The organism is Flavobacterium sp. (assembly GCF_028689845.1).
Lineage (GTDB): Bacteria > Bacteroidota > Bacteroidia > Flavobacteriales > Flavobacteriaceae > Flavobacterium.
Genome location: NZ_JAQVCH010000023.1, coordinates 23,723 through 42,726 on the forward strand (window position 1 = coordinate 23,723; position 19,004 = coordinate 42,726).

Here is a 19,004-nt window from a genome sequence, read left to right on the forward strand (position 1 = left end):
ATTTTTACTGAATTCTAATAATAGCAATATGACGACTTCTTTTATACTTATCATCACTTTTATTATTGCCTTGCTCATTGGGATTTATATTGGCAAACTGCTTTTTAAAGCCCAAAACTCTTCAGAAAAATCAATTTTTGAAGAGCGAAATAATAGTTTGCACACACAGTTAGAACAACTAAAGATTCGTTTACAAGAAGAACAATTTCAATTTGGCAAACAATTGGAAGTTGAAAAAAAAGAGAAAGAAATCATTCGGGGAGAAAAAGAAGTGCTTTCACTTCAATTGACCAAAAAAGAAGCTGATTTTGATAATTTATGGCAACGAAATAAAGAGCAAAAACAAGAAGTAGAAGAATTACAGGAAAAATTCACCAAAGAATTCGAAAATTTAGCCAATAAAATATTAGAAGAAAAAACAGTAAAATTTACCGAACAAAATAAAGAAAATTTAAAAAATATACTTTCGCCTTTACAGGAAAAAATTCAACATTTTGAAAAGAAAGTAGAGGATACCCACAAAGAAAGTATTGATTACCATGCTGCACTTCGTCAGCAAATTATAGGTTTGAAGGAAATGAACGCACAAATGAGTAAAGAAACACTCAACTTGACCAAAGCGTTAAAAGGCGATAGTAAAATGCAAGGAAATTGGGGCGAATTGATTTTAGAACGGGTTTTAGAAAAATCCGGTTTAGAAAAAGGTCGCGAATATGAAGTGCAGCAAAGTTTTACAACAGAGGATGGAAATCGTTTACTGCCAGACGTGGTGATAAATCTTCCTGACGGAAAGAAAATGATAGTCGACTCGAAAGTCTCGTTAACGGCTTATGAACGCTATGCTAACGAAGAGGATGAAACTCAAAAAGGAAGCTATCTAAAAGAACATTTAGCTTCTATTAAACGCCATGTAGAACAATTGAGTAATAAAAATTACCACGATTTATATCAAATGGAAAGTCCTGATTTTGTCTTATTGTTTGTTCCGATTGAATCGGCTTTTGCAATTGCCTTAAACGAAGATAATACACTGTATAACAAGGCATTTGAACAAAACATTATTATTGTGACGCCCACTACGTTATTGGCTACGCTCCGAACCATTGATAGCATGTGGACCAACCAAAAACAACAAGAAAATGCCTTAGAAATTGCTCGTCAAGCCGGAGCCTTGTATGATAAATTTGAAGGATTTGTAGCTGATTTAGTAAAAATCGGTAAAAAGATGGATGAAGCAAAAGTCGAATATGGCAATGCCATGGGAAAATTAGTGGAAGGAAAAGGAAATTTAGTTGGAAGTGTGGAGCGACTTCGTAAAATGGGAGCAAAAGCGAAAAAAGCTTTGCCAGAAAATATTTTAAAGCGAGCTACAGAAGAATTAGAGGAGTAATTTTGCAATCGCTTTGTACTTAAATTTGTTTAGTAGGAATTTTAATATTTTTATTTTAGTTGAATTCAGTTTTCATATGATTTTTTTCAATTTATTACTGAAAACTTAAAAGTATTCACTTAAAAATGTGAATCATATCGTTTTTTTGTTATTTTTGGATTATATTTAATTTCCAAAATGAAAAAAAATTACGCTTTTTTCTTCTCTTTTATCTTTATTTTAGGATTTTCAGGAGTTATTCTTTCTTGTTCCAATGACGACGATTATGTTCCTATCGTGGATGATTTGCCCATAGCTACTGATGATTTTGCTACTTACGCGTTGGGAGATACGGTCGAAATATCAGTTTTAGCAAATGATACCACGGGCGATTTGGTCGTTCCAACAACGGTAAGTTTGGTAGGAGGAATAGATACCGATTCTAACGGAACTTTAGATGAACTAATTATCAGTGGAGAAGGTTCTTGGCGTGTTAATCCAACTTCTGGAGTAGTTACTTTTATTCCAGAACCAACTTTTCAACTTAATCCAAACCCAAAAAAATATACTGTTCAAGATCAACAAGGTAACGATTCAAATCAAGCTACTATTACCATAACGGCTACTCAAACTGCAAATGTTGATTTAACACAAGTTCCATATCCAAAATTATCAGATTATAAGTTTTTTGTGGGTGAAATGAAAAATCAAATTCCTTCACTTGGCGTTTTACCTTATGAGCCAGCAAGTGCTTTGTTTACTGATTATGCTCATAAAAAACGATTTGTATGGATGCCAGCAGGAACCAAAGCAACCTATGAAGGTGATGGCGAATTATTAGAATTACCAGTAGGTGCAGCCATCATTAAAAACTTTTATTATGACAATGTCATTCCCGGAAATGTAACTAGAATTATTGAGACTAGAATTATGATAAGAAAAGCAGATGGATGGATTTTTGCAGAATATGTGTGGAATGCAGAACAAACTGAAGCCTTTTTAGATATGGAAGGAAGTAATGTTAGTGTCACCTGGATTGACGAAAATAACGTAACTAAAAGCACTAATGCCTACCGAGTTCCTTCTGAAGCTCAATGTATGATTTGTCATAAAGTTGATGATAAACCAATTCCGATTGGAATCAAACCACAAAATATAAATACAAATTATAATTATGTAACGGGTTCTATGAATCAATTATCAAAATGGATTCAAGAAGGTTATTTAGAAAATAACATTCCTACTTATATCGAATCAATTGTAGATTATAGGGATACTTCAAAATCTTTAGACTTGAGGGTTCGTTCTTATGTTGATATTAATTGTGCTCATTGTCATCGCGAAAACAGCCATTGCGATTATCGTCCAATGCGTTTTGCATTTAATGAAACGATTGATCCAGTAAATATGGGTGTGTGTGTTGATACTCAAGACATGGCCGGTTATTCAGGTGCTTTAAGCAAAATTGTAACTCCCGGCAATCATAATCGTTCGATGTTATATTATCGATTGACAACCAATGATATGGCAAGCATGATGCCTTTAATTGGTCGTTCTATGGTACATGAAGAAGGAGCCGAATTAATTAAAGATTGGATTAATTCGCTTTCAGGGCCATGTGATTAACTTTAAATTCGAATCAAACTAAACTAAACAATAACTTAAATGAAAAAAATTACTTTATTAATGTTTCTATGTGTTGGAATTCAATTTTCCTATGCACAAGCGACCTGTAACAGTGCCATGGTTTTGCCAGGAGCTGGATTTTACGTTGTCGGCGGGATAACGGGTACACAAGTACCTAATCCAATTTGTGTAGATAGCGGAAATGTAGCTAATAATCCGAAAGGGAATTGGTATTCCTATACGCCAACGCAAAATTATACCGTAACCGTTACTTCCGATATTTCGAATAATACTCCTCGAAAAGATACACGTGTTCATGTATATACGGGAGGTTGTGGTGCTCTAACATGCTATGCTGGAGATGATGATGCAGGTCAATCGTGGTCTTCTATTTGTACTTTTGCAGTGTTAGCAAATACAACTTATATTATTGCTTTTGATAATAAATGGTCTAGCGATGGATTTACTTTTCAATTAATTGAAGGGCCTTACCAACAACCTGTTGGAAACGCAGTAACTTTTACTAATCAAAATCTTTCAACTATCAATAGTGCTTACAATTTGGCTATTGTGGATATGAATGGCGATTATTTAGATGATATTGTCGGTGTGAGTGATAATAAGATTAAGGTGCATACTCAAAATAGTAGCGGTGGTTTTACAATTACAGAATATCCAACCACAACAGCTGTAAATATGCCCTCATGGAGTCTTGCTGCCGGCGATTATAATAAAGATGGTTTTAATGATTTAATGTATGGAGGAGGTAATGGGATAACATTTATGAAGTCAAATGCCAATGGTGATGGTTATATCCAAGACACGTTTAGTCAGTATGTTTTTTGTCAGCGAACTAATTTTCTAGATTTAAATAATGACGGTCATTTAGATGCTTTTTCTTGTCATGATGTGGATCCGAATGTTTATTTTATAAATGATGGAACAGGTGTTTTTACCTTTTATCAATCTGGTGTAACACCAAATTCAATGCTAATTGGAACTCACTCTGAAGGAGGGAATTATGGTTCTATTTGGGTTGATTATGATAATGATGGAGATCAAGATTTATTCATTGCTAAATGTCGCGGAGGCGGAAGCACCGCAAAATATAATGAATTACACAGAAATAATGGTAATGGAACGTTTACCGATGTTTCAATTGCAGCAAATATGTATGACCCTATTCAAACTTGGTCATCTTGTTGGGAAGATTTTGATAATGATGGCGATATGGATGCTATAATTGGAGCAAGTTCTACCACTGATGGAAGCCATAAATACATGCGAAACAATGGTGATGGAACTTTTACGGATATCACTGCAGGTTCTGGCTGGGATTTAAATTCAAGTTTGAATATTGAACACATTGCTCACGATTTTAACAATGATGGTTTTGTAGATATTATCGGTGGCGGAAATAAAATTATGTATAACCTTGGTGATGGCACTTTTTCTCCAGCTGGAATAAGTTTTGGCGTTGGTGCTGTGGGCGATTTAAATAATGATGGTTTCATAGATTTTCAAACCGGAAGTACGTTGCGAATCAATAATGGAAACACCAACAAATGGTTGAAATTGAACCTTCAAGGGATTCAAAGTAATAGTAACGGAATTGGTGCTCGCGTAGAAATTTATGGAGCATGGGGTAAACAAATTAGAGATGTTCGAAGTGGTGAAGGCTTTAAATATATGAGTTCTTTAAACGTGCATTTCGGAATTGGTCAAGCGACTGCTATCGATCAAGTTGTTATCAAATGGCCTTCGGGAATAGTGGATACTTTTGTTAATCCTTCGCCAAATCAAACTTTGTTTGTGGCAGAAGGAGTAACCTTAAGTGTAAATCAAAATGAAGTTTCAAGCTTTGTCATGTATCCAAATCCTGCAAAAGATTTTATTACCTTAAAATCAGCTAATGCTAATTTAATTATTTCAGCTGAAATCTATGATTTGAACGGTCGTAAAGTTGCTTCTCCAATCATTAAGGAGGATATGATTTCAGTTCAAACCCTAGCTATCGGCACCTATTTACTAGTAGCAAGAGACAGTGAAGGTAAGCTTTCTACACAAAAATTTATCAAACAATAATAACGTTTTACTAAACTATTTTATAAAAAGCCCTCCTTTGTAGAGGGCTTTTTTATAACTTTGATTTTTATAAAAATATACAAAATGAACTATATCCTTTTTGATGGTCCAGTTAGAAATGCGTTGTTGCCATTTACTTATACGCGTCCTGTTGCCGATATCCGTATTGGAATTTTAACTATTCGTGAAAAATGGGAAAAGTATTTAGGCTATACCACCACAACGATTACCGAAGATTATTTGTCTGAAAAATATCCTATGGTCGAAATGGAAGAAAATATTCTAATCAATGCTTCTTTTCTTCCCAACGAAGTTTTAGTAGAGATGATTAAAAGTTTAGAGCCTCATCAAGCCATTTTCAAGCATGAAGAAGTTATTGCTTTCTATACTAATGATACCCAAGAAGAAGTTGATTTTGATAGTTATGAAATCATCGAATACAATGAAGACGGATTGCAAATTGCTCATCCCTGGGATATTTTTGCCAAAAATGATCAAGCCATTCGAGAAGATTTTGAATTGTTAACCGAAGGTCGAACTTCGCAACCTATTCCTAAAAGCGTCAATGTCATCGCACCTGAACATGTTTTTATTGAAAAAGGAGCTACGCTCGAATTTGTAACGCTAAATGCAGCAACGGGTCCAATTTATATCGGAAAAAATTCAGAAATCATGGAAGGTTCTGTGATTCGTGGTCCTTTTGCTTTGTGTGAAGAGGCTCAGGTGAAATTAGCGACCAAAGTCTATGGAGCAACTACTGTTGGACCGCATTGTCGCATTGGTGGAGAAGTTAATAATTCTGTGCTTTTTGGTTATTCAAATAAAGGACACGATGGCTTTTTAGGGAATTCAGTTTTAGGCGAATGGTGTAATATCGGTGCCGATTCCAACACGTCAAATCTGAAAAATAATTATGAAGAAGTGAAGTTGTGGAGCTATGAAACAGAAAATTTTGCTAAAACGGGACTTCAATTTTGTGGTTTGATGATGGGCGACCATTCTAAATGCGGTATTAATACCATGTTTAATACCGGAACAGTAGTTGGTGTTTCTGCTAATATTTTTGGTTCAGGATTTCCTAGAAATTTTGTGCCGAGTTTTTCTTGGGGCGGTGCTTCTGGATTTACAACCTATTTAACCCGAAAAGCATTTGAAGTTGCCAAAGTAGTCATGAGTAGACGCCAAGTAGAATTTACTGAGGAAGATAAAAATATACTAGAACACGTTTTTGAAGAAACAAAAAAGTGGCGAAAAGAGTAGGTTTTTAATTGAAAATTATTAGCGTGGCCTTTACGGTTTATTATTCCTTTTTTACGTTTTTCAAACTCAACAAATTCAACGGATTAATTCCTAAACCGCTCACGTTTTTTCTAGTAAAACGAGCGACTTTATCATAAAAGAGCGGAATAATCGGAGCTTCGTCAATGATGATTTTATCCATTTGTTGGTATAAGTCAAAACGTTTGGCATCATCGGTTTCTAAGAATGCTTTTTCATACAAGGCATCGAATGCTGCATTGGAAAAATGTGTATAATTTGGCCCATTGGGGGCAAAATTTTTACTGTAAAAAAGCGACAAATAGTTTTCTGCATCAGGATAATCGGCTATCCAACTCGCTCTAAAAAAACTCACTTTACCGGTAGCAATCGCTTGCCTTAAAGTGGAAGGCGGATTGACATCTATTTCTACTTCTAATCCAATTTTTTGCCATTCGCGTTGTAAAAACTCTGCAATATCAATATAGGTTGCATTGGTGCTCAAAATTACTTTTGGTTTTTTGATTCCCGTTTCCAAACTGTAATCCACCACCAACGATTTTGCTTTTTCAGCATTAAAATCATATCCTAACTGTCCATTAAAACTTGGCATCCCACTCGGAATGACACCACTTGTAGCCGGAATGCCCATATTGTTTCGCAGATAGGTAATCATTTTTGCACGGTCAAATCCGTAATTCAGAGCTTGACGAATCCGTTTGTCCAAAACCGTTTTGTCTGAACCATCCATCCGAAAACCCAAATATTCGGTGTTGAGGTACGGGCCGCTTATTAAATTTACTTCCTTTGCATACTTGGGTTGCAAATCACCTTTTTGAGTCAGAATTTCATCTTTATAGGAAGGGTCTAAACCCGAAATAAAGTCTAATTTCCCCTGAATAAAAGCTAAAAAACCACTTTGTTTATCGGGTAAAAAGGTAATCGCAACGGCTTCTAAATAGGGGAGTTGTAGTCCTTTTTTGTCTTTTTCAAAATAAATAGGATTACGGCGTAAAACCAATTTGACGTTTTCTTCCCAAATTTTAAATTGAAATGGTCCTGTGCCAATCGGTTTTGTTCTAAAATCATAATTCGGACTTTCCATCACTTCTTTTGGCACAACCGAGGCATATTTCATTGACAATAAACCTAAAAAAGCTGGAAAAGGTTGCGTTAATTGTATTTTAAAAAGGGTATCGTTTACCGCTTTAAATTCAGCTACATTTTGTAAAATCCATCCGCCGGGTGAAGCTACTTTTTCTGATTTTAATCGATTTAGACTGTATTCAAAATCAGTTGCTATCACTGTTCGAGTGGAATCAACTCCAAAAAGTTGGTTTTTATGAAAATAAACATCATTTCTAAGTGTAAAATGATAGGTCAAGCCGTCTTCAGAAATGGTCCATTCTTTAGCAATATCGGGTTGAATATGCAAACTGTCATCTAGCTGAACAAGGCCATTAAATAGCTGATGACAAGCCCAAATCACATTCTGTGACTTCGCAAAAGCAGGGTCTAAGGTGGCAATATTGGCACTTTCATTATATCTAAAAACCAAGGCGTCATTCCCGTCCGACTGATTCTTTCCACAAGAAATCAAAATCAAAAAGAAGTAAGTTAGTGATAGGTAACGAAGTAATGATTTCATTTTCCCGAAATTTGTGTGTAAATTTGCACGCTTTTAAGCAGGTAAATATAAGGAAAGAAAGTCTTTTTCCAATTTTAGGAATTGTTGAATATGATAGCAAATCAAAAAAAAGTCGCATTTTATACATTAGGTTGTAAACTGAATTTTTCAGAGACCTCCACCATTGCTCGAAACTTTCAACACGAAGGATTTGAACGTGTTGATTTTGAAGATGTTGCCGATATTTATGTAATTAACACCTGTTCTGTTACAGATAATGCCGATAAACAATTCAAACAAATTGTAAAGAAAGCATTGAAAAATAACGAAAAAGCCTTTGTAGCCGCAGTAGGTTGTTATGCTCAATTAAAACCGGAAGAATTAGCTGCAGTTGATGGTGTTGATTTAGTTTTAGGGGCGACTGAGAAGTTTAAAATCACTGATTATCTTAATGATTTATCCAAAAACGACTTAGGCGAAGTACATTCTTGCGAAATTGAAGAAGCCGATTTTTATGTAGGGAGTTACTCTTTTGGTGATAGAACCCGAGCTTTTTTAAAAGTACAAGATGGTTGTGACTATAAATGCACGTATTGTACGATTCCGTTAGCAAGGGGGATTTCTAGAAGTGATACGATGGAAGGTGTTTTGAAAAATGCCAAAGAAATTTCGCAACAAGGAATTAAAGAAATAGTGTTGACGGGTGTTAATATTGGCGATTACGGAAAAGGCGAATTTGGTAATAAAAAACATGAAAGTACTTTTTTAGATTTAGTAACTGAATTAGATAAAGTGGAAGGAATTGAACGTTTGCGAATTTCCTCTATTGAACCTAATTTGTTAAAAAATGAAACGATAGTTTTGGTCTCAAAATCGAGGGCTTTTGTGCCTCATTTTCATATTCCGTTGCAATCGGGAAGTAACGCTGTTTTAAAGAAAATGAAACGTCGTTATTTACGTGAATTGTATGTAGATCGAGTAACTAAAATTCTCGAAGTCATGCCTGATGCTTGTATTGGTGTCGACGTAATCGTTGGTTTTCCAGGTGAAACAGACGAACATTTCTTAGAAACCTATCATTTTTTAAATGAGTTGCCTATTTCCTATTTACATGTTTTTACGTATTCGGAACGAGATAATACCGAAGCAGCAGAAATGGACGGAGTAGTGCCAAAGAATGTTAGAGCAAAACGCAGTAAAATGCTACGCGGTTTGTCTGTGAAAAAACGCAGGGCTTTTTATGAAAGCCAAATTGGAACAATCAGAACGGTTTTATTCGAAAACGAAAATAAAGAAGGCTATATTCATGGATTTACTGAGAATTACGTTAAAGTAAAAACACCATGGAATCCTGAATTGGTTAATACGTTGCACCAAATCAAATTGACAAAAATTGATGAGGATGGAAGTGTTCGATTGGCGTTTTGTAACGAATTAATAGGATTGTAAATTACTTTTCAAACAAAATCAAACGTCCTTCAATCGAGTAATTCGAAAAACCAATTGTTTTCGCAATCCATGCTATTGTTTTTGCATGGTAAAAGAAAACATGGCTATGGTCATTTTTATAATACCAGGTGTCAAAATTTTTTGTTTCATCAAACAAATCCGTCATGCAGTACAGTTTGCCGTTTGGAAGTAATAAATTATATAATTTTTCAAATTCTTTTTTTGGATGATGAAAATGTTCCATCACTTCACAACAAGAAATGTAATCATATTGTTGGTTTAAAAGGGAAATAGTATTTGAAAAAAACGGATCATATTCCGAAATGTGGTATGCTGAATCCTTTAGCATTTTAACGATAACCGAGTTTGTTCCTGAACCATAATCTAAACCTTGATGCTGCGGTTTAAAATCTCTTTGAATGGCATTGGTAATAGGAGAAGCAAATTGCTGATAACCTTTATCAAAAATATCGTTGTTGTGATTTTCATAATGTTTCTGTTCCTCTTTTTCAGAAAAATAATTTTTATTATCTAAAAAAACAGCAAAACAAGTGGAACAAAAATAAAACTCTCTTGTATTTTGACTATAAAAATGATTAGAAGGCGATTGACATAATGGGCAATTCATACTTACAATTTTATACCCGGAGGTAATAATTCTTTATAAATTGGATTTTTTCTAAAAAAAAGTGCAATTTTCGGATTGGTCGGAACTACTTTTAATTTTCGCTCTTCAGCAATTGTGAGTACTCTTTTTAAAAAATCTTCCACATATTCCGTTTCGATGTTTTCAGGTTCATTGAGTTTTGTGAGAAATATTTTTCGATCTTGAAGGGCATATTCAATGACTAATAAGCCAAACTCTGTTGGGGTTTCAAAATGTCTAAGAAGTTCATTGTCTTTAATTTCCATAATGTTCCATTTTACTTGAAAAAAGTTTAAAAAGCAGAAAGTAGCCTCAAGTAAAGAGGTTTTACAAATTTACGGCTTTTAATTTTTTAATAGTAGACATTACTTTTTATTCTTCAATATTTAACATTTAACAATCATAATTTTATCCTATTTTTTTATAAATTCGAGTGATTAAGAGTAATTTTATCGATTATTGACATTTTATATGGAAAAAATACCAGTTTATTTTATGCCCGGCTTGGCAGCAAGTCCCGCTATTTTTGAACGCATAAATTTGCCAGAAGAATCATTCTCTATCTTTTTTTTAGAATGGTTACTCCCATTAGAGAAAGAAACATTGAGTGATTATGCTTTTCGAATGACCAAACATATCCATCATGAAAATCCGGTATTGATTGGCGTCTCCTTTGGAGGCGTTTTAGTACAAGAAATGGCCAAATTAATTTCCGTTCAAAAAATAATCATAATATCAAGCGTGAAAACCAATAGTGAATTTCCAAAAAGGATGAAGTTTGCTAAAACTACCAAAGCCTATAAATTATTACCAACGGGTCTGGTGCACAATATTGAAAATTTGTCCAAATTTGCCTATGGCGAAAAAATTATCCAACGCTTAAAATTATATGAGAAATACCTAAGTGTTCGAGATAAATCATATTTAGATTGGTCTTTAGAAACAATTATTTTGTGGGATAGAACGCTGGCTGATGATAAAGTTATTCATATTCATGGCGATGCCGATGAAGTTTTTCCTTATAAAAATATAACAAAATGCATAACCATAAAAGGAGGAACACACATAATGATTTTGAATAAATATAAGTGGTTTAATGAAAATTTGCCAAAAATTATTTTAAATGAGTGAGGTTGTGGATTGATTTTTGTAGATTTATAAATAATAAAATAAAAGTAGAAAATGAAAAGGATTTATCAGGTATTGCTTACAATTGTTTTTATAGGAATCGCTGGAATATTTGTTTATTCTAAAGCGAAAGAAACGCCTGTCAAAGATAAAATCGAATTGGTTGGTTTGCCAACCCAAATTGATTTTGCTGGTGAAGCAGCTCCTTTAAATATTGTAGATGTTCGTGAGCGTTTAGATCGTGAAATGCTAATTAATACTAATTTGCATTCTTCTACGACTTTAGTTTTAAAAAGAGCTAATCGTGCTTTTCCAGTTATCGAACCGATATTAAAAAAATACGGTGTTCCTGATGATTTTAAGTATTTAGCGGTAATAGAAAGTGGTTTGGTTAATGCTGTTTCACCTGCTGGAGCTCGAGGAGTTTGGCAATTTATGCCTGAAACGGCCAAGGAAAAAGGGATGGAAGTAAATGAGTATGTCGATGAACGCTATCATTTAGAAAAATCTACAGAAGCGGCATGTCGCTATTTATTAGAAGCCAAAAATAAATTTGGAAGTTGGACATTGGCTGCTGCTTCTTATAACGGTGGAATGACGGGTATTAACCGACAATTAGAAAGTCAACAAGTTTCTGATTACTATGATGTATTGCTAACCGAAGAAACCTCTCGTTATGTATTTCGGATTTTAGCCTTAAAAGAAATCATGCAGAATCCCGTAAAATACGGATTTGATATTCCAAAAGACCAATTGTATTATCCTATTGAGAGTAGAAAAATTGAAATTGATACGCCCATCTCTAATCTGTCTTCGTTTGCAAAAGAAAATGGGATTAATTATAAAATTTTGAAGTTGCATAATCCGTGGCTAAGAGATAAAAAATTAGAAAATAAATCGAAAAAAGTTTATATTTTAGCTATTCCTACGGAAGGATATTAATCGAAATTCAATGAAAATGACTACAACCACATTTCTTTTATTATTAGGAATTGGCTTATTAGCTGGTTTATTAAGTGGATTAATTGGAATTGGCGGAGGCGTCATTATGGTTCCACTTTTACTAATTTTAGGATTATCACAACATCAAGCTCAAGGAACAAGTCTCACCGTTTTAGCCGTACCAGTTACTGCTTTAGCTGCTTTTACCTATTATAAAGAAGGCCATGTCGATTGGCGATATGCCGCTGTTATGGCTGTTTTCTTTGTTATAGGAGGTTATTTTGGAAGTAAATTTGCCATTCACATTGAAGAAAAAGTGCTTAAAAAAATATTTGGGGTAGTACTCTTGCTGATGGCTGGAAAACTAATTTTTGGTAAATAATTAAAATGTTGCCAACATTTCTTTTGAATTTAATTGTATGATGCGTTCCTTAAAAACGGTATAATTCATCTCTAAAGCTTTTTTAGTTGGAGTTTTTAAGGGAACCGAAGCAGCCCCTCTTTTAATGTTAACTACTTGCAAATGGGAATCAATCATATAACAGGTCGGAAAACCTAATGTTTCTTTCATGTTTTCAACAATTTCGTTGTCGTTTTTATAATTTTTGTGGGCGTAACAAATTTCAATTTGACCACTAAATTTTTTAGAGAACTTTTTAACCTCTTGTTTTTTGCCCCAAACAATGACTACAAATTCAACTTCTTTTGAATATTCTTTGGCTAATTTATTTAAAGCTAAAATTTCTCCTTTTCCCGGAACGCACCAAGCGGCATAAGTCACCAAAAAAATAGGCTTTTTAACTTTACTCATTTTAAGTTTTCTATTTGAAACTCGTTTTAATGTAAAATCATTGAATTTAGAACCCACTAATTGATTTTGAACTAAACTATCAAATAAAAATTGACCACGATCAAAATCACCTGCTTTGTAGGCTTTGTTACTTTGTTGTTTGAATTTTGAAAAATTACTTCGGACTGCATCAGAAAAAAGTCGCTCACCGTCTTGTGCAAAAAAGGTGTAAAAAGGAGTAAAAAAAAATAATATGACTAACAAATTTTTCATCCGACTAGTATATTAACAGTCAAATGTAAGTAAAGTATTTATAAAAAACAAATTTTTTTATTGTAACTCGTTGAATTACAGTATTTAACTAAAATGCCATTTTGAAATGAATCAAAACGGCATTTTTTATTGTGAAAATTAGTGATTTATATTTTTTTCAATTGTTGTTTCATCATGGTGATTTGTTCTTTCAACATATTTTGCTTATCTAATTTTTTGGCCTCATTGAGTAAATTAGTGGCTTCAATTTTACGCCTTCTCGACATCGCAATTCCTGCTAAATTCAATTTGGCTACTGCTAAATCCATATCCATGGAAAGTCCTAATTCAATTGCTTTTTTAAAGAATTTTTCCGCTTGGTTTAAATTAGTTTGTGAAACCATCAATCCGTGTAAGTAGTTATAATAGCCTTGTTGCTTTTTAACCAACGCACTTTCAGGTTTTTTAATTTTATCTAACCATACTTTTGCACCCACGAAATCTTGTTTTCGTAATTTTAAAAAGGCTAACAGTATAAATTCGTTTTTAAAATAAAGAAAAATCGGGAAAAAAGTTAAAAGTAAAAGGAAAATTCCATTTCCAATATTATTGTCGGAAAATTGCCAAACACTCAGAATTACTAATACGGCTACGAGAACTAATTTGATATTTTTGTGAAACATGCTGTCATTATTATTTTATGTTTGCAAAGGTAAGAAAAGAAATGAAAATATTTTTATAAAACCACTTGTGAGGAAAAAAAGTCTTTGTATATTTGCACTCGGTTTTTGAGTAACCCAATAGTAGATAATTATACACGATTTTTAAAGATACATCACAATGAGCAAAAGAACGTTTCAACCATCGAAAAGAAAAAGAAGAAATAAACACGGGTTTATGGATAGAATGGCTACTGCTAATGGTAGAAAAGTCCTAGCTCGTCGTAGAGCAAAAGGAAGACATAAACTAACTGTTTCTTGCGAACCAAGACACAAAAAATAATGGTTAGTACTAATCAAATATTAAGGCGTTACTTTTTTTAGTAACGCCTTTTTTATAACTTGTCCACTCAAAATACAACTAAACTACAATAACACAACAACATGCCTAAAGACAACTCCATTAAATCTGTTTTAATTATCGGCTCAGGCCCAATTGTTATAGGTCAAGCCTGTGAGTTTGATTATGCTGGATCACAATCGGCTCGTTCAATTCGAGAAGAAGGAATTGAAGTGGTTTTGATAAATTCAAATCCAGCAACTATTATGACCGATCCTTCTATGGCCGATCATATTTATTTATTGCCATTAACCACAAAATCCATTATCGAAATTCTTAAAAAGCATCCTAACATTGATGCTGTGTTGCCTACAATGGGCGGACAAACAGCATTGAACTTATGTTTAGAAGCTGATGAAAAAGGAATATGGCAAGATTTTGGAGTGCGTTTAATCGGGGTAGACATTAATGCGATTAACATTACTGAAGACCGCGAACAATTTAAACAATTATTAGAAAGAATTGGAGTAGGATCAGCTCCAGCTAAAACGGCTACTTCGTTTTTGAAGGGAAAAGAAATCGCACAAGAGTTCGGTTTTCCGTTGGTGATTCGACCTTCCTTTACTTTAGGGGGAACAGGTGCCGCTTTTGTACATCGCAGCGAAGATTTTGATGAATTATTAACCCGAGGATTAGAAGCTTCTCCAATTCATGAAGTGTTAATTGATAAAGCTTTATTGGGATGGAAAGAATATGAATTAGAATTGCTTCGTGATAAAAATGACAATGTGGTCATTATCTGTTCTATCGAAAATATGGATCCTATGGGAATTCATACGGGCGATAGTATTACCGTGGCTCCTGCCATGACCTTATCGGATACTACTTTTCAAAAAATGCGAGATATGGCCATCTTGATGATGCGTTCTATCGGAAATTTTGCTGGCGGATGTAACGTACAATTTGCGGTTTCACCCGACGAAAAAGAAGATATTGTTGCTATTGAAATCAATCCACGTGTATCGCGTTCATCTGCCTTAGCTTCAAAAGCAACGGGTTATCCAATTGCTAAAATCGCTTCAAAATTAGCCTTAGGTTATACGTTAGATGAATTACAAAATCAAATTACAAAATCAACGTCTGCTTTATTTGAACCAACTTTAGACTATGTCATTGTGAAAATTCCACGATGGAATTTTGATAAGTTTGAAGGTGCAGATCGAACCTTAGGCCTTCAAATGAAATCAGTGGGTGAAGTGATGGGAATTGGACGTTCATTCCAAGAAGCCTTGCATAAAGCCACACAATCGTTAGAGATTAAACGAAACGGATTAGGAGCCGATGGAAAAGGATATAAAAATTACGAACAGATTATTGAAAAACTTACGTTTGCCAGTTGGGACCGTGTTTTTGTGATTTATGATGCCATTCAAATGGGAATTCCTTTGAATAGAATTCATGAGATTACTAAAATTGATATGTGGTTCTTAAAACAATATGAAGAGCTTTATCTGCTTGAAAAAGAAATCGCTAATTATTCTATTGACACATTGCCAAAAGAGTTAATCTTAGAAGCAAAACAAAAAGGATTCGCAGATAGACAAATCGCTCACATGGTGGGTTGCTTAGAAAGTCAGGTATATAAAAAGCGTGAACTACTTTCTATAAATCGTGTTTTCAAACTGGTTGACACTTGTGCTGCCGAGTTTAAAGCGAAAACACCTTTTTATTATTCTACTTTTGAAGCTGAAATAGAATCTGCAACTGGCGAACGCTATGTGCAAAATGAAAGTATTGTCACGCCTAAAAAGAAAGTTATCGTTTTAGGTTCGGGACCAAACCGAATTGGACAAGGAATTGAATTTGATTATTCTTGTGTTCATGGTGTTTTAGCAGCAAAAGAATGTGGTTATGAAACCATTATGATTAATTGTAATCCTGAAACGGTTTCTACCGATTTTGATACGGCTGATAAATTATATTTTGAGCCTGTTTTTTGGGAACATATTTACGATATCATTCGACATGAAAATCCAGAAGGAGTCATCGTGCAATTAGGCGGTCAAACGGCTTTAAAATTAGCTGAAAAATTAGACCGTTACGGAATTAAAATCATTGGAACAAGTTTTGATGCACTTGATTTAGCAGAAGACAGAGGACGATTTTCTGAACTATTAAAAGAGTTGAAAATTCCGTATCCTGAATTTGGAGTCGCCGAAAATGCAGAACAAGCAATTGCTTTGGCCGATGTTTTAGATTTTCCTTTATTGGTTAGACCTTCGTATGTGTTGGGCGGACAAGGAATGAAAATTGTGATTAATAAACAAGAATTAGAAGAGCATGTGATTGACTTGCTAAAAAATATTCCAGGTAATAAACTGTTGTTAGATCATTATTTAGATGGAGCAATTGAGGCAGAAGCCGATGCTATTTGTGATGGCGAAAACGTGTACATCATCGGAATCATGGAACATATTGAACCATGTGGCGTACATTCTGGCGATAGTAATGCCACGTTGCCACCCTTTAATTTAGGAGAATTTGTATTGCAACAAATAAAAGACCATACGCATAAAATTGCCTTAGCTTTAAAAACAGTAGGTTTAATTAATATTCAGTTTGCCATTAAAGATGATACTGTTTATATTATTGAAGCAAATCCGAGAGCTTCTCGAACAGTTCCTTTTATAGCAAAAGCGTATGGCGAACCCTATGTTAATTATGCCACAAAAGTGATGCTTGGCGTAAACAAAGTGACTGATTTTACTTTTAATCCGCAATTAAAAGGATTTGCCATCAAACAACCTGTTTTTTCATTTAGTAAATTTCATGGTGTAAATAAAAAATTAGGACCAGAAATGAAATCAACTGGCGAAAGTATTTTGTTTATTGATGACTTAAAAGATGATCAATTTTATGAATTGTATTCTCGACGAAAAATGTATTTAAGCAAATAAATAAAAAGCCTCTTCGGAGGCTTTTTTTGATTGTTTAAATAGTTGCCTAAATATAAAAGACGTCAGGCAAACCGTATCGTTCACTTGACGTCTTTTTTATGCTTGTTTTTAAATTATATCTTTTTTAGCAATATTTTTTCTTGCGTAAACTGGTAAGAGACTTCTAAGAAATCGAGCATTTTTTTCCAATTGCTATTCGGTTCATAATAATTAGAGTAGTATTTGGTGGTTTTAATTATAATTTTATTTCCTTCTTCAACTGCTGTGCTAATGAATCCACCCGTTTCATTTTCTACTTTTTTATTGAATTTTTCTAGACCAGAAACAGAATAACCAGCTGGAATTTCTAATTGTATTTCTTGTTCAATTTGTCTCGGAAAAGTCATATAAACATTATTAGTTCGCTCTTTTTCTTTTTTGGAGGTTTCAATTTGCGAAGTCAGAAACTTACCTAATTCCACCATGATATTATTTCCTGCTTTTTTGATAAAGTGGTCTTTTATCAAAAAACTTTCGGTGTAGTGCATGGGTTCATTTTTTCCAAAACGACCTGTATTTTTAATTTCCATGGTATACGCTTCAATGTCAATTTCATATTCTTCTTTGGTTGCATTAGTAAAACCTTCTTTTTGATTTTCTTTTGATTTGGCAATTATTGCATCAAATTCTTTAGTGTATTGAGCTCTTTTGTTTTTATTCTTCACTAAATCCATTAAAGAGGTTGTGCCATATTTTTTATAATCTTCATACACATAATCGTAGAAATTTAATAAGTTAGATTGCTGACTTTCTTTATAATGACCATAAAAAGAATTCTCTCTTGAGACCTTAAAACTCGCTAAATCTTCCTGTAAAGTGAGTTGCGTAACTGTTCTGTTAATATTGTCATTTTTAGTGCTTCCTGGCAAAGTGATAGATTCGGCATCAATAATTTTTTTGCCTTTTGATACTTCTAATAAATACGCTTTTGAATTTTCTAAGTTGTAATTAAATTGATCGGCAGAAGTAAAAGGTGTAAAAAATTCAAGAAAAATAGGTTTTGGAGTATTCACTCGCAAGAGGATAGACACATTTTTTTGAATTAATAAATCTTTAATATCACCATCAAATCTTGCAGTTCCAACAACGATGTCATATGAAATAGCACTCTTTTTCAAGAAACTCATGAAATAACGGATAAATTGTTCTTCAGAATTAAAGAAAATCGCATTAGGATAAAGTTCAAACGGATAAAAAATATTTGCTTCTCTAGCTACAAATGCTTCTACATATTGTGTAAAATATTGATGTCGTGTAAAATAATAGACTTCTCTAATTTTTTCTTCATCGTTTTTGAAGGTTTTTCCTTTGAGGAAACTATTGATTTGTGATATATTTCCTTCTGCTATAAATTTGGAGTCATAGTAATTAAAAATATCTTCTTTTGAAACGGTCGATTTAACGATTTTTTCTTTTTCAGATAAAAAAGCTTGTGCTCGTTCTTCAAATTTCCCCGAACGGGCAAAAAAGACTTGAAATTTATAACAAGGTAATTCGACCAACGGATAAAACCAACGCGGGAAATCATTTTTTTCAATAGTTGAAGCTGTAAGTTCATAAACTCGCTCACCACTGCTTTTTGTAGGAATTTCTTTTAATGCTGGTGCTCCATTATAGGTGTTAAAATTTACAAAAAAGTCATTTTCAGTTTGAAAAGTTAGTTTGTAATCCATAATTGGATAAACATCACCTAAAGTTGTTTCTACAGGATCAAAACCTACTTCTATAATCGATTTGAAAGGTTCTTCGGAGTGAAGGTAATAATCTACAATATCGCCTACTTCTAGATTCGGAATAGCAATCTTTTTCTCTTGATCAAGCTTTACCGCTTCTTTGCT

General features: G+C 33.7%; 16 protein-coding genes. 10 read left to right on the forward strand and 6 right to left on the reverse strand.

Annotated elements, in window-relative coordinates:
- Positions 1–28 precede the first annotated feature (28 nt).
- The 4 genes from rmuC (at position 29) to PHR76_RS09640 (ending at position 6,340) form a co-directional block, all read left to right on the forward strand.
- Positions 29–1,390, forward strand: coding sequence for a DNA recombination protein RmuC (rmuC, locus tag PHR76_RS09625; RefSeq protein WP_300061608.1), 1,362 nt, complete (start codon positions 29–31; stop codon positions 1,388–1,390).
- A 177-nt stretch (positions 1,391–1,567) separates the two neighbouring features.
- Positions 1,568–2,995 carry a hypothetical protein gene (locus PHR76_RS09630; protein ID WP_300061611.1) on the forward strand — a complete coding sequence of 476 codons (1,428 nt, stop codon included), beginning with the start codon at positions 1,568–1,570 and terminating at the stop codon, positions 2,993–2,995.
- Between the two features lie 39 nt (positions 2,996–3,034).
- Positions 3,035–5,080: an FG-GAP-like repeat-containing protein gene (locus PHR76_RS09635; RefSeq protein ID WP_300061614.1), complete on the forward strand. Its 2,046-nt coding sequence runs from the start codon at positions 3,035–3,037 to the stop codon at positions 5,078–5,080.
- Positions 5,081–5,164: 84 nt separating this feature from the next.
- On the forward strand, positions 5,165–6,340 hold the full coding sequence (locus PHR76_RS09640; RefSeq protein ID WP_300061617.1) for a GlmU family protein: 1,176 nt from the start codon (positions 5,165–5,167) through the stop codon (positions 6,338–6,340).
- A gap of 40 nt (positions 6,341–6,380) precedes the next feature.
- On the opposite strand, the gene PHR76_RS09645 is transcribed toward PHR76_RS09640, so the two are convergent.
- Positions 6,381–7,985, reverse strand: a complete 1,605-nt coding sequence (locus PHR76_RS09645; RefSeq protein ID WP_300061620.1) for an ABC transporter substrate-binding protein — start codon at positions 7,983–7,985, stop codon at positions 6,381–6,383.
- 93 nt (positions 7,986–8,078) lie between these two features.
- On the opposite strand from PHR76_RS09645, the gene mtaB reads away from it, so the two are divergent.
- Positions 8,079–9,413 carry a tRNA (N(6)-L-threonylcarbamoyladenosine(37)-C(2))-methylthiotransferase MtaB gene (gene mtaB / locus PHR76_RS09650; protein WP_300061653.1) on the forward strand — a complete coding sequence of 445 codons (1,335 nt, stop codon included), beginning with the start codon at positions 8,079–8,081 and terminating at the stop codon, positions 9,411–9,413.
- Between the two features lies 1 nt (position 9,414).
- On the opposite strand, the gene PHR76_RS09655 is transcribed toward mtaB, so the two are convergent.
- Both PHR76_RS09655 and PHR76_RS09660 read right to left on the reverse strand, forming a co-directional pair.
- Positions 9,415–10,041 (reverse strand): class I SAM-dependent methyltransferase, encoded by a 627-nt coding sequence (locus PHR76_RS09655; protein WP_300061623.1) that lies wholly within the window; start codon positions 10,039–10,041, stop codon positions 9,415–9,417.
- Positions 10,042–10,043: 2 nt separating this feature from the next.
- The gene (locus PHR76_RS09660) at positions 10,044–10,325 is read right to left on the reverse strand and encodes an N-acetyltransferase (protein WP_300061626.1); all 282 of its coding nucleotides are present in this window, start codon (positions 10,323–10,325) and stop codon (positions 10,044–10,046) included.
- Between the two features lie 205 nt (positions 10,326–10,530).
- Here PHR76_RS09660 and PHR76_RS09665 point away from each other — a divergent pair, with 205 nt between their 5' ends.
- The 3 genes from PHR76_RS09665 to PHR76_RS09675 are packed head-to-tail and all read left to right on the forward strand — an operon-like array spanning position 10,531 to position 12,511.
- Positions 10,531–11,190: an alpha/beta hydrolase gene (locus PHR76_RS09665; protein ID WP_300061629.1), complete on the forward strand. Its 660-nt coding sequence runs from the start codon at positions 10,531–10,533 to the stop codon at positions 11,188–11,190.
- 51 nt (positions 11,191–11,241) lie between these two features.
- Complete coding sequence (locus PHR76_RS09670; RefSeq protein ID WP_300061632.1) at positions 11,242–12,129, forward strand: lytic transglycosylase domain-containing protein; 888 nt, start codon at positions 11,242–11,244, stop codon at positions 12,127–12,129.
- Positions 12,130–12,145: 16 nt separating this feature from the next.
- Positions 12,146–12,511, forward strand: coding sequence for a sulfite exporter TauE/SafE family protein (locus PHR76_RS09675; RefSeq protein ID WP_300061635.1), 366 nt, complete (start codon positions 12,146–12,148; stop codon positions 12,509–12,511).
- Here the strand turns inward: PHR76_RS09675 and PHR76_RS09680 are convergent, their stop codons facing one another.
- Together PHR76_RS09680 and PHR76_RS09685 are read right to left on the reverse strand one after the other, a co-directional pair.
- A complete protein-coding gene (locus PHR76_RS09680; protein WP_300061638.1) occupies positions 12,512–13,192 on the reverse strand; it encodes a redoxin domain-containing protein in 681 nt (226 codons plus the stop codon).
- Positions 13,193–13,338: 146 nt separating this feature from the next.
- Entirely contained in the window at positions 13,339–13,854 is a 516-nt protein-coding gene (locus tag PHR76_RS09685) for a DUF2892 domain-containing protein (protein ID WP_300061641.1), read from the reverse strand.
- Positions 13,855–14,011: 157 nt separating this feature from the next.
- Here PHR76_RS09685 and rpmH point away from each other — a divergent pair, with 157 nt between their 5' ends.
- Complete coding sequence (rpmH, locus tag PHR76_RS09690; protein WP_026710894.1) at positions 14,012–14,173, forward strand: 50S ribosomal protein L34; 162 nt, start codon at positions 14,012–14,014, stop codon at positions 14,171–14,173.
- Between the two features lie 101 nt (positions 14,174–14,274).
- Complete coding sequence (carB, locus tag PHR76_RS09695) at positions 14,275–17,127, forward strand: carbamoyl-phosphate synthase large subunit (protein ID WP_300061644.1); 2,853 nt, start codon at positions 14,275–14,277, stop codon at positions 17,125–17,127.
- A gap of 113 nt (positions 17,128–17,240) precedes the next feature.
- Here the strand turns inward: carB and PHR76_RS09700 are convergent.
- Positions 17,241–19,004, reverse strand: a 1,764-nt coding sequence (locus PHR76_RS09700; RefSeq protein ID WP_300061647.1) for a hypothetical protein, incomplete at its 5' end; no start/stop codon positions are given.